This window comes from Pseudomonadota bacterium (genome assembly GCA_034660915.1).
GTDB lineage: Bacteria > Desulfobacterota > Anaeroferrophillalia > Anaeroferrophillales > Anaeroferrophillaceae > DQWO01.
In genome coordinates this window covers 16416-28731 of record JAYEKE010000032.1, presented here as the reverse complement: position 1 = coordinate 28731, position 12316 = coordinate 16416, and the positions used below count along the sequence as shown (strand labels likewise).

General features: G+C 46.3%; 9 protein-coding genes. 2 read left to right on the top strand and 7 right to left on the bottom strand.

What is annotated here, in order from left to right:
- From U9P07_01815 to U9P07_01785, 7 genes are all read right to left on the bottom strand, one after another.
- Window positions 1-348: a metalloregulator ArsR/SmtB family transcription factor gene (locus U9P07_01815; protein MEA2108142.1), complete on the bottom strand. Its 348-nt coding sequence runs from the start codon at window positions 346-348 to the stop codon at window positions 1-3.
- A gap of 209 nt (window positions 349-557) precedes the next feature.
- Entirely contained in the window at window positions 558-2111 is a 1554-nt protein-coding gene (locus tag U9P07_01810; GenBank protein ID MEA2108141.1) for a bifunctional GNAT family N-acetyltransferase/carbon-nitrogen hydrolase family protein, read from the bottom strand.
- Between the two features lie 64 nt (window positions 2112-2175).
- Complete coding sequence (gene speB / locus U9P07_01805; GenBank protein MEA2108140.1) at window positions 2176-3042, bottom strand: agmatinase; 867 nt, start codon at window positions 3040-3042, stop codon at window positions 2176-2178.
- A gap of 8 nt (window positions 3043-3050) precedes the next feature.
- Window positions 3051-4208 (bottom strand): carboxynorspermidine decarboxylase, encoded by a 1158-nt coding sequence (gene nspC / locus U9P07_01800; GenBank protein ID MEA2108139.1) that lies wholly within the window; start codon window positions 4206-4208, stop codon window positions 3051-3053.
- Window positions 4187-5365 carry a saccharopine dehydrogenase family protein gene (locus U9P07_01795; protein MEA2108138.1) on the bottom strand — a complete coding sequence of 393 codons (1179 nt, stop codon included), beginning with the start codon at window positions 5363-5365 and terminating at the stop codon, window positions 4187-4189. The genes nspC and U9P07_01795 overlap by 22 nt, the downstream gene beginning before the upstream one ends.
- Window positions 5366-5519: 154 nt before the next feature.
- Window positions 5520-7439 (bottom strand): biosynthetic arginine decarboxylase, encoded by a 1920-nt coding sequence (gene speA, locus U9P07_01790; protein ID MEA2108137.1) that lies wholly within the window; start codon window positions 7437-7439, stop codon window positions 5520-5522.
- Between the two features lie 426 nt (window positions 7440-7865).
- Window positions 7866-8981: a sodium ion-translocating decarboxylase subunit beta gene (locus tag U9P07_01785; protein ID MEA2108136.1), complete on the bottom strand. Its 1116-nt coding sequence runs from the start codon at window positions 8979-8981 to the stop codon at window positions 7866-7868.
- A 739-nt stretch (window positions 8982-9720) separates the two neighbouring features.
- Here U9P07_01785 and U9P07_01780 point away from each other — a divergent pair.
- Together U9P07_01780 and U9P07_01775 are read left to right on the top strand one after the other, a co-directional pair.
- Complete coding sequence (locus tag U9P07_01780) at window positions 9721-11535, top strand: MATE family efflux transporter (protein ID MEA2108135.1); 1815 nt, start codon at window positions 9721-9723, stop codon at window positions 11533-11535.
- Window positions 11536-11568: 33 nt separating this feature from the next.
- Window positions 11569-12306, top strand: coding sequence for a zinc-ribbon domain-containing protein (locus U9P07_01775; protein ID MEA2108134.1), 738 nt, complete (start codon window positions 11569-11571; stop codon window positions 12304-12306).
- The last annotated feature ends 10 nt before the right edge of the window (window positions 12307-12316 follow it).

Here is a 12316-nt window from a genome sequence, read left to right as displayed (position 1 = left end):
TTACAATGCCCCCTTTTTTTTAAATTCTTCCAGTAGGCCTTCCCGTACGGTCTGAATCCCCCGCAAAAATTTTTGATTGGCAATCCGATAATAAATGGTTCTTCCGTCACGCCGGGTATCCACCGCTCCCTGGCTACGCATCAAGCGCAAGTGCTGAGATACATTTGCCAGCGAAACATTCAATTCTGCCGCCAGTTCGGTAACCGTTTTTTCACCACTTCCCAGAAAGTCCATCAGCTGCAAACGAATAGGCGATGAAAAAATAGTGCAAAAGGCGGCATGAATTCGAAAGATATCAATACCGGTAGTCGGTTTTTTCACCGCTGATACCTCGCTGTTATTAACCATGAAAAGACCTCTTACAATTACGAAAAGTGATTTTACTATCGCCCCCCGGAGTCTCACCCACCGGCAAGGTTGAAACAATCCTGTTTATCCTCTTGAGGGAACCATGAATTAAATACTTTAATATATATGCAAATATAACAAATAAATCCCATAGGTCAACTATTTTTTCCGGAAAGGTTTTTATCGGCAGCCGGCCATGAACAGAATGGCTATCCTTCTCCCGCTTCCTCCAGCTTCCAAACAATCTCATATAACTCTTTTCTGCGGCTTTCAAGATTTCGAACGCTGCCCTGCTGACGCAATTCTTTCAGTAAATCAAGATCCAGGTCCACCATCAACGTCATTTCGGTGTTGGGTGTCGCTTCAGCAGCAATGGCATCATGCGGAAAAGCAAAATCAGACGGGGTAAACACCGCTGACTGCGAATACTGAATATCCATATTTTCAACCTTTGGCAAATTTCCGACACTGCCGGAAATCGCCACATAACATTCATTTTCGATGGCCCGCGACTGGGCGCATCGCCGGACCCGGAGATAGGCATTTTTGGTATCCGTCCAGTATGGTACGAACAGCATGGTCATTCCCTTGTCCGCAAGATGTCTCGCAAGTTCCGGAAACTCGACGTCGTAGCAGATGAGGACACCAATTTTACCGATGTCGGTATCAAATATCCGCAGCATATCTCCGCCCTTCAACCCCCAGTATTGGGATTCATCAGGCGTGATGTGCAGCTTGTACTGCGCGTCACTGGTACCATCCCGCCGGCATAGATACGAAACATTATACAGAGAATCATCTTGTATCTGAGGCATACTACCCGCGATAATATTGATATTGTAGGTAATGGCCAGATTGACAAAAGCGGCGCGAATGTCATCTGTATATTCAGCCAGGGATCGCATGGCCTCGGCCGGATTTTCCTGGTTGAAATTTTTCAAAATCGGCGCATTGAGCAACTCAGGAAATAAAACCAGATCACATTTATAACCGGCCATGGCATCAACAAAAAATTCCACCTGCTGCAGAAAATCATCAGTGTTGTTAAACGGCCGCATCTGCCATTGCACCACCCCGATACGCGGGTATGATTTTCTGCCACCGAAAAGCTTCTGTCTTTTTTCATAATAAATATTATTCCACTCCATCAACACCCCGTAGGAATCTGACAGGGAATCTTCAGGAATGTAATTTTTTAATATCTTTTTAAAGTGAAAATCATTAGAAAGCTGAAAAGACAAAACCTGATCATATATTTCGTTGGTTTTGACTTTTTTAATGTAGTCAGAAGGGGTCATGGAATCGGAATATTTACCGTAACCAGGAATCCGGCCGCCGAAGATAATGCTTTTCAAATTCAGCGTTTCGCACAATTCCTTGCGGGCATTATACAGACGCCGGCCCAACCGCATGCCTCGATAATCAGGGTCAACAAAGAGGTCCACCCCGTACAAAGCATTCCCCTGCGGATCATGACCTGTCATTTTGCCGCCATCTACAAGATCTTCATAGGTATGCCGGCGGTTCTCAAATTCTTCCGAATTGACCAGGATGGCAAGGGCCGCGGCCACAACCCTGCCTTTATCCTCGATACAGATTTGTCCTTCAGGAAAATACTCGATTAGCCTGCGATATTCTTCCGGTTCCCAGGCCCCACCCAACCCCGAATATACACGATCCATAATCTGTTTAATGTTGGGATAATCATCGAACGTTAATTTTCTTAGTTTTAATTTATATTCCGGTTGATCTGCTTCATTCATAAATTCTCCGTTTCCAAGCATTTAATTTTTGTATTTGTTTTTCTCTGTGAAAGATTATCTCCTTTTATTTTCTGACCATGGCACCAAACAGGTTGTAAATAAAGCGGGCCATACTGAAATCCGGTGCGTGCATGCCGTCAATGGGCGCCAGTTCTACTACATCAAGTCCGATTATATTGCGGCCGGTAATTATGGATTCAAGCATCTGGAAGGTCTGATACCAGTTCAGCCCCCCGGGTTCCGGGGTCCCCGTGGCCGGCATAATAGATGGATCAAAAGCGTCCACGTCAAAAGTAAGGTAAATCTTGTCCGGGAAATCCGGCGGTAGAATAGAATCTGGTATACCGAACTTATTTATGATTGCCGCATCAAGGTGGCCGATATTAAGTTTTTCTCTGAGCAAATGTTCATCATATGAAAGGCTGCGCACACCGATCTGAAAAACAGGGATATTCATGTCCAGAGCCCGGTGCATCACGCAGGCATGGCTGTTGGTCGTTCCTTCATAAGTGTCGCGCAGGTCAGCATGGGCATCAAACTGAACAATTCCGATGTCGTCGCAGTTTTTTTTGATGGCGGTAAAAGCCCCGGCACTAATCGTGTGCTCGCCACCGAGCAGTACAGGAAATTTTTCAAGATCTAATACCTCTGAGACAATATCTGCTATCTTATGCAGCACAATTTCAGCGCTGTCTTTGCAGTCGATGGGCGAATGGGTATAAATACCATGCTCGGCCGGAATGCCAGTACCATCAAAAAGCTCAAGCTGTTGCGAGCTTTCCAGGATAGCCGCCGGCCCTTGGGCGGTACCGGTTCCATAGGAAACACTTTTTTCATAAGGCACCGGGATTATATGGAAAAGCGCGTTTCCAGGAGCCGGTAAGGATATTTCGGAAGCCAGAAAATGCGGTATTTTTCGCGTTTTAGCCACATTTGCTCCTATGAGAGTCGGCGCTTAAATTCATCATATCCGAACCGCCGGATGACAGTAAAGTCATCGGTATCGGCTTTGTAAATCGCGATGGACGGAAGCTTGAGGCCATTAAAAGTGTTGGTTTTAACCATGGAATAATGGGCCATATCGCAAAATATCAATTTTGACCCGACCTGCAGCGGTTTATCAAAAGAGTAATCACCGATGATATCGCCGGCCAGGCAGGAAAGACCGGCCAGGCGATAGGTATATGTTTTTTCTTCCGGCTGCCCGGCATTTATGATTTCCGGCCGGTACGGCATTTCCAGAACATCCGGCATATGGGTGGCCGCGGATGTGTCTAAAATGGCGATATTCATATAATTTTTTACAATATCCAGCACGGAAGCCACCAGCACACCGGCGTTCAAAGCCACGGCTTCTCCTGGCTCCAGATAAACATCCACTTGATATTTTTCCTTGAAGTTTAAAATCAGATCACAGAGCATATCGACACAATAGTCTTTGCGGGTGATGAGGTGGCCGCCGCCGAAATTGATCCATTCCATTTCAGGAATATATTGTTTGAATTTGTCTTCAAACACTGCCAGGGTGCGTTCAAGAGCATCGGCATTTTTTTCGCACAGGGTATGAAAATGCAGTCCGGATATACCATCAAGGGATTGCCCCTCAAATTGTTCACTTACAACACCTAAGCGCGAGCAGGGCGCACACGGATCATAAATCGGGATCTGCACTTCGGAATGTGCTGGATTGACCCGGATGCCACAGGAAATATCACGGCCGGCTTCCCTGATCATGGGTTTGAACCGGTACCACTGATTAAAAGAATTAAAGATGATATGGTCTGAAAGCAACAGTATCCGGCGAAAATCTTCCTCGCTGTAGGCAGCCGCAAAGGTGTGCACTTCACGGTTAAATTCTTCCCGGCCCAACCTGGCTTCATGAGGGGAACTGGCACAGATCCCTTTTAACGTTTCCCGGATCAAGGGAAACGCGGAGAACATGGCAAACCCTTTAAGAGCCAAAAGAATACGGCATCCGGTGCGGTCCTGAACCAATGCCAGGATTTTTAGATTCCTTTTTAAGGCGGCCTCATCCAGCACAAAACAGGGGGTGGGGACCTGTTCCAAATCCAGCTCTAGAGAATAATTTCGGTCCATGGCAGTCCGTAAATATTGAGTTTTTCCATAAACGGCGCGGGATCGAACTGTTCCATGTTGAATACGCCTTTTCCATGCCACTTGCCGGTAAGCATCATCATGGCGCCGATCATTGCCGGAACCCCAGTGGTATAGGATATAGCCTGGGATTGAACTTCCTCATAACATTTCTGGTGATCGCAGATGTTGTAAATATAGTATTGTTTGTCTTTTCCGTCTTTTTTGCCCTTGATAAAACAGCCGATGCAGGTTCTGCCGTGAGTTAACGGGCCCAGAGATCCAGGGTCCGGCAGCAGCACCTTTAAAAACTGCAGGGGAATGATTTCACGGCCCTCGTAAAGTACTGGATCAATCCTGGTCATACCAACGTTTTTAAGCACTTCAAGGTACTTTAGATAATTGGCCGAAAATGTCATCCAGAACCGGGCCTGCTGGATACCAGGAATATGTTTAACAATGGATTCCAGCTCTTCGTGATACATCAGATAAATTTTACGGGGACCTATGCCTTCGGGGAAATCAAATTCTTTTGCAACCGAAAGCGGTTCGGTTTCCACCCAATTCCCGGATTCATAATATCTGCCCTTGGCTGAGACTTCTCGAATATTGATTTCCGGGTTGAAATTGGTTGCAAATGGCTGGCCGTGGTCACCGGCATTGCAGTCAATAATATCAATTTCAAAAATCTCATCAAAATGATTTTGATCCGCCCAGGCACAGAATACGTTGGTAACTCCAGGATCGAATCCGCTGCCGAGCAGCGCCATAATGCCGCGATCCTTGAAGCGGTTATGGTAGTCCCATTGCCATCGATAACAGAACCGGGCCTCATCCGGCGGTTCGTAATTGGCAGTATCCAAGTAGTTTACGCCAGTTTCAAGACAGGCGTCCATGATATGAAGGTCCTGGTAAGGAAGAGCCACATTGATCACCAGATCCGGCTTAAATCTTTTGAGCAGACCAACCAGTTCCGGTACATTGTCCGCATCAATTTGCGCGGTTTCAATGGGTCGTGACAGCTGAGACGCAATCTTTTCACCTTTTTCAATGGTTCGGCTGGCCAGGCAGATATTTGAAAAAACTTCCGGAACCTGGGAGCATTTGTGCGTGACCACCTGACCGACCCCCCCAGCACCGATAATTAATACTCGTGACATAATTTACTCCCTAGCTTCCATCCGGAAACTAATATTCCCGGATGGGCTGTTAGCTATCAGCTTAACCACTTGTTTTTGCGATATTTTACTGAATGCTGACTGCTGATCACTGAATGCATTCATCAGGAAATGAACGTTTCCAAATGAGCACTCCCTAGCTTTCAATATAAGTATACCCGCGAAGACCTGCCTGATAGGCTTTCATAATTTGCTGACGTTCCTGTGGTGTGATGAGTCCTTTGCGGACAGCCCTTTCAGCCGCTTCTCGAAAATTTACCACAATGGCTTTGGTATCATATTCAACAATGGACAACACATCTGCGACAGAGTCGCCCTCGATTTCCCGGATAAACTTAAAACCCCCATCTTTTTTTATCTCAATGCTGACAATATTCGTATCCCCTAAAAGATTGTGGAGGTCACCCAGGGTTTCCTGGTAGGCACCCACGAGGAAGACTCCCAGATAATAATTCTCATCCGGTTTCAAGGCATGAAGCAGTAAAGATTTTTTGACACCATGGGTATCGATGAATTTATCGATTTTCCCGTCACAGTCGCAGGTAATATCCGCCAATATCGCATTTCTGCCGGGAGTTTCATTCAGCCGGTGAACCGGCATAACAGGAAACAGGTGATCAATTGCCCATGCGTCCGGCAGAGACTGGAAAATACTAAAATTTCCATAATATATATCCGCCAGTACGTCTTCAATGCCTTCCAGCTCGGTGGGAATCCTTTTCAGTTTTTTCACGTCCGCAGCGATTTTTTTTAATACATGCCAAAAGATATTTTCGCCCATTGCCCGTTCACGAAGGGAAATATTGCCGTGTTTAAAAAGCTGCCGGATTTCATCCCGATAGTAGAGCGCATCATTATAACATTCCTGCAGATTTTTGAGATTGATTAAATTAAGGACCTCCATCAGGTTGCTGATCATTTCATGGCTGTCTTCATCAAGCTTTTCAGGAACCGGCAATGGTTCAAAGCTGCTTACATCAATGATATTAAATAACAGTACGGAATAATACGCAACCGTTACCCGGCCGGATTCCGTGATAATGGTAGGATGGGAAATATCCCGCTCATCAAAAATCCCCATGATGATTTCGATAATGTCCGCGCAGTATTCCTCCAAAGAATAATTGCGGCTGCTCGTAAAATTGGTGTGGGAACCGTCATAATCCACCGCCAGACCGCCGCCGAGATCCAGATAACCCATTGGCGCACCCTCATCAACAAGACCGACGTAAACCCGACAGGCTTCAGCAACCGCAGAGCGGATATCACGTATATTGGGAATTTGAGATCCCAGATGATAATGCAGGAGCTGAAGGCAATCGATCATACCCCGTTCTTTCAGGTACTCCACGGTTTCGATAATCTGGGTCATGTTTAGACCGAAAATGCTCCGGTCACCACCGGATTCCGTCCAGTGACCGCCGGCACGGGTTGAGAGTTTGCTCCTAAGACCGAGCAGGGGCTTAATGTCCAACTTGGCGGCACGATCAAGAATCAACGGAAGCTCACTGGGGATTTCAATGACAAAGAAACAATTAAAACCCATTTTCCGGGCGTAAAGTCCCAGATCAATGAATTCTTCATCCTTGTATCCGTTGCATATCAGGCAGGCTTCTGTATCTTTCAACAATGATATGGCGGCAATTAATTCGGCTTTGCTGCCGACTTCCAGGCCATGATGATAAATGGAGCCAAAATGAGTCACTTCCTCAACCACCTGCTGCTGCTGGTTCACTTTAAGAGGATAAACGCCCCGGTAATCCCCTTTGTAGCCAAAATCTTCGATGGCAGATTTGAAGCTTTCATGAAGCAGAGAAATCTGTGACTGGAGAATATTTCCCAATCGCAGGAGGACCGGCATACCCAGCCCCCGGTCCTCAATCCCGGAGATGATATCCATCAAGCTGATGGCATTGGCCGGTTCGCTCCCTTTGGACTTGATAATGATCTCTCCTTTTGCGGATATATCAAAATACCCACCCCCCCAGTTGCGGATTCCGTATAAATCCACTGAATTTTCTATGGTCCATCTTTCCAGTGAAGCAATATTTTTCATGCATTGATTCATTTGAGATTGCCTGTAATTAATTTCATCGTGATTTCAGAAAAAATCACCGATGTAATTGCTTGTAAATCGGCTGATTCACAACTACCAGTATCATAGGTGCTATATTCAACTTCCTAAGTTGCATTGCCGGGGATATATTGCGGGATGTTCCGGCTTGGCTCATAGCGGTTTTGGCCGCCTCGAAAATGAAGCTTTTACGGTACTATTGATTTTACAACTTTTCGCGAAGGTATCATATCTTGAGCAGAAAAAAAAGTTTTGTCGCCCGATTATCCAAACAACCACGGCACCATTAATTTTGCATCAACTATCGCATGTGTCACCAAGTTGCATACTTTAGCATGCATGCAATAATATATAACAAAAAAATCCCGCCGGGCAAGTATTTATTCCGGCGGGATTTTAAAAAATGGTCTAACCAGCCATGGTGAGAAACAAACCAGCAGCCACTACCGTACCAATAACTCCGGCGACATTCGGCCCCATGGCATGCATGAGCAGAAAATTGCGCGGATCCTCCTTAGCACCAACCGTTTGCACCACCCTGGCGGCCATGGGCACCGCGGACACCCCGGCAGCCCCAATCATGGGATTTATTTTTTCTTTGGAAAAAACATTCATAAGCTTAGCCAGCATAATGCCGCCAAAGGTACTGAAAGAAAAGGCAACCAGACCCACAACAAAAACCAGCAACGCTTTCGGAGTTAGAAATTTCTCCGCATTCATGGTACCACCAACCGCCAGCCCCAGGAAGATGGTAACAATATTCATCAACTCATTCTGAGCCGTGGATGACAGTCGTTCAACAACCTTGGACTCACGGAAAAAATTCCCCAACATAAACATGGCCATCAAAGGAGCTGAAGCCGGCACAAAGAGACAAATCAGCAGGCAGGTTAACAAGGGAAAGATAACTTTTTGTCTGCCACTAACCGGCCTCAATTGCCGCATGCGAATAAGGCGTTCTTCTTTGCTGGTACACAAGCGGATGATAGGCGGCTGAATTATCGGCACCATGGCCATATAGGAATAAGCCGCCACCGCTGTTGCCCCCAACAGATGCGGTGCCAGGGCTACCGTCGTAAAAATAGTGGTTGGCCCATCGGCGCCACCGATAATCCCGATTGAGCACGCTTCCGGAATTGTAAATCCCATAGCCAGAGCAGCAAAAAAAGCCGCATAAACACCCAATTGAGCCGCGGCTCCCAAAAGCAGCGTTTTAGGATTAGCAATCAAGGGACCAAAATCAGTCATGGCTCCCAATCCGAGAAAAATCAGCGGCGGAATAATCTCCCATTCCAAGCCATAATGATAGAACACCCCGAGGATCCCATGGGCTTCCATCAAGTGAGTTATGGGCAGATTGACCACAAAGATGCCAAATCCTATGGGAACCAGCAGCAGGGGTTCATATTTTTTCCTGATGGCAAGAAAAATCAGAATAAAGGCCACCAGCCACATGATCACATTACCAAAGGTTAAATGATAGATGCCGGTTGACAATAACAATTTATGCAGCAAAGATTCCATTTTTCACCTCATGAAAGATAAGGAAAGGCTTTTCAAATCACTCATTTTTCCTTAATACAATTACTTCTTTTCCTGGGAAGAAGGAAAGCGACCCAAGATAGCATTAGATATTTTAAGGGAAATTACCAACATACCCAAAATCATAAACACAGATGAAAAACCCGCAGCAAAAATGCTCATCGCTAAATACCATTTTTCCATATTTATACCTCACGTTCAGACTAACGCGGACTTTGCCCGCAAATAAGCACTCCAATCAGAGCTTTGCATAAGTTTCTTCATCAGAACCTTTGCCTGACGGCAAATAACCCGTGAAGCACTTAACATTTTCTTATTTTTCAAACAAGAAAATAACCTGTAAGGGACTAAACTTTTGCCAGTCCAATTACCAGCATCCCATGAATGATACAAGCAATATTTTTCATATCGGCCCTGAATAACATTATGAGCGCGAAATATGCTGCAGCAACAAACATGCCATAAAATGCCGTCTGTTGTTCATTCACTATCTATCAAACCACTTCACAGGTAAGCAGCGATAAATCAAGCTCATTATTTCACTCTTCATTTTTCACCCTTCGTTCTATTGTTAAGCTCAAAATTCAGGCATAAACGATGAAAAGTCACCAGCCCCGGCCCGGCACAAAAGCCTGTGTAGCAATACCTTGACCTTCATCATCTCTTCATATAGAACTTGCGATGTCCTAATCAGCCAACCAAGCTATATATTGAGCAACCCATGACAACCTTCAACCGCATCGACGAATTCAGCCGGCATCCGAGAAAGGCCCTCTTCAAACTGGCGCTGCCCACCATTACCGCCATGGTGGTGCAAACCACTTATAATATGGTCGATATGGTATTTGTCGGCCGCCTGGGAACTGCATCACTGGCGGCGCTGACTTTTTCCTTTCCGCTCTATTTTATTCTGGTTTCGGTGAATAGCGGCATGGGAGTGGGATTGAATTCGCTCATTTCCCGACAATTGGGTGCCGGGGAAAAGGCGGAAGCGGAAAACAGTGCCATGCACGGGCTGGGCATTGCCCTGGCCTCCGCCCTGGGGCTGTTTCTCCTTTTCCTCTGCATGTCTCGCCCGATTTTGCAGTTACTGGGGGCAAAGGAACAAGTACTCGAGCTTGCGGTCAGCTACATGAATATTATTGCAGCCGGCAGTTTTTTCATGTTTTCTTCCTACGCCATTCACAGCACTTTTACCGCCCAGGGTGATACCCTTACCCCGATGAAAGTGCAGATCAGCGGCCTGCTGCTGAATATCATTCTTGATCCACTGTTTATTTTTATCCTCAAAAAGGGGGTTTCCGGAGCAGCCATAGCCACCATTATTTCCCAGGGATGCGGCCTGCTGCTTTTCACCTGGTATCTGCGAAAAAAATCGACATTACAACTTTCCCTTAAACGTTTCTCCAGCCGGTTGGCTACCGTAAGAGAAATTTTCAAGGTCGGCATTCCCGCCAGCCTGACCATGCTGCTGATGGCATTTTACATCATGTTTCTCAACCGCTTCATGGCCCATTTCGGCACCGAATATGTGGCGGCTTTCGGCATGGCATCCCGTCTCGAAAGCGCCGTGGTCATGCCCCTGGTCGCTTCCGCCATTGCCCTGTTGACCCTGACCGGCATGTTTCACGGGGCAAAACAATTCCCCCTGTTGATTAAAACCTTTCATTTTGCCCTGAAAGTAAATATTATCTACGCCTTGGGCATGGGAATACTTTTTTTTATTTTCCCAACCAGATTCCTGGGCATCTTCACCTCCCGGGCGGATCTTTTGAGCATCGGAGCCGCCTATATGAGGATTGAGGTTTTCACTTTCCCCCTGATGGCAATCAATATCACCGCCAATCGAGCCATGCAGGGGATGGGATTAGGGCTGCCCGGAATTACCATGAATTTTATCAGAATTTTTGTAGTTGCTATTCCCCTGGCATATGTGTTTGTTTACCTGTTAAATTTTGGTTACCTTTCCATTGCGATAGCCATGGTTTGTGGTGGCATTGCCGCCAATCTGACCGCTTTGACCTGGTTACGCTCAATCTTTGGTAAATTAAATCAGAAAGAAGTCGAAAAAGAGGAACAAATGCTTAAATTTTTCAAAAACATCCTGACTCAAAATAGCCGGGGAGAACACGATACAGCGGCGGTAGAAGATGAGCTGCAACTGGCAACCTGCATGCTGCTGTTGGAAGTCGCCCATACTGATGGAATAATTCAGCCCCAGGAGGAACTGCAAATTCAAACCGTCATCCGAAAACGGTTTTCCCTGTCCGAAGCTGACAGTGATAAACTGATTGAACGAGCCCGAAAAGACCAGGCTGAAAGTGTCGATCTCTACCCGGTAACATCAATGATCAACAGGCATTGGCCAACGGAAGAAAAGTTCCGTTTACTGGAAAACATCTGGCAGATCGTCTATGCCGACGGCATTCTGGATCAACATGAAGATCACCTGATGCACAAGCTGGGTACTATGCTGCAGCTTTCACACCGGCAGTTGATTGAAGCCAAGCTTGAAGCCAAAAAATCCATCACCTAAAGCCTGTCTGAAATTATTTACCGGGGAATTTTCATGAAAGTAATCTGCGAATACTGTCAGGCCAGATGCCGGATAGATGAAGCAAAAATTCCGGCAGCCGGTGCCCATGTCCGCTGTCCATCCTGCCATAAAGTTTTCTTCCTGAACCCTGAAGATGACAGGATTCAGGAACAGGAACAAACAGCAGAAGCCACATTACTTCCAGACGAAAGTGAAACTGAACTCCAAGCTGAAAAGCCACCGGCATCTGAAGTTATGGCGGACAAACCGGCAGTTCAAGCCAAACCCAGACCAGCAACCAAAAGCACGACAATCAGGTTGCAAAGATTCATCACTTCCCGACCACTGGTCATAAGCTTAGCGGTTACAGTCCTGATCGAAATCATCCTCCTGATTCTCTGGGGGGCCGGCCAGCAGCCGGCTATTCAATCAAAAAGCTCACCACTCAGCATCCCGACTATTTCTATCCAGATTAAAAACCAACTTATTCAGGAAATAACTTCCCACTCCCTGGTGGGTAATGCAGCCATCAATCAACAGGGACATGAGTTGTCTCTGACCCTGCTGGTTGACCAGTCCACACCGCCGGCCTATGCGCTGAAACTGGGCAGGCAGTTTGTTGAAAATTTAAAAAGGCTGACCGGCACCAGAAAGCCTGACAAAAACCTCACAGATTTCCCAACCTACCAGTTTCACCTGTTCGTCTATTATCCCAATGGCAGGGAAGTCACCGATAAGCTTTCAAATACCGGCGATATCAGGGATAACTAGGCGCAAGCTT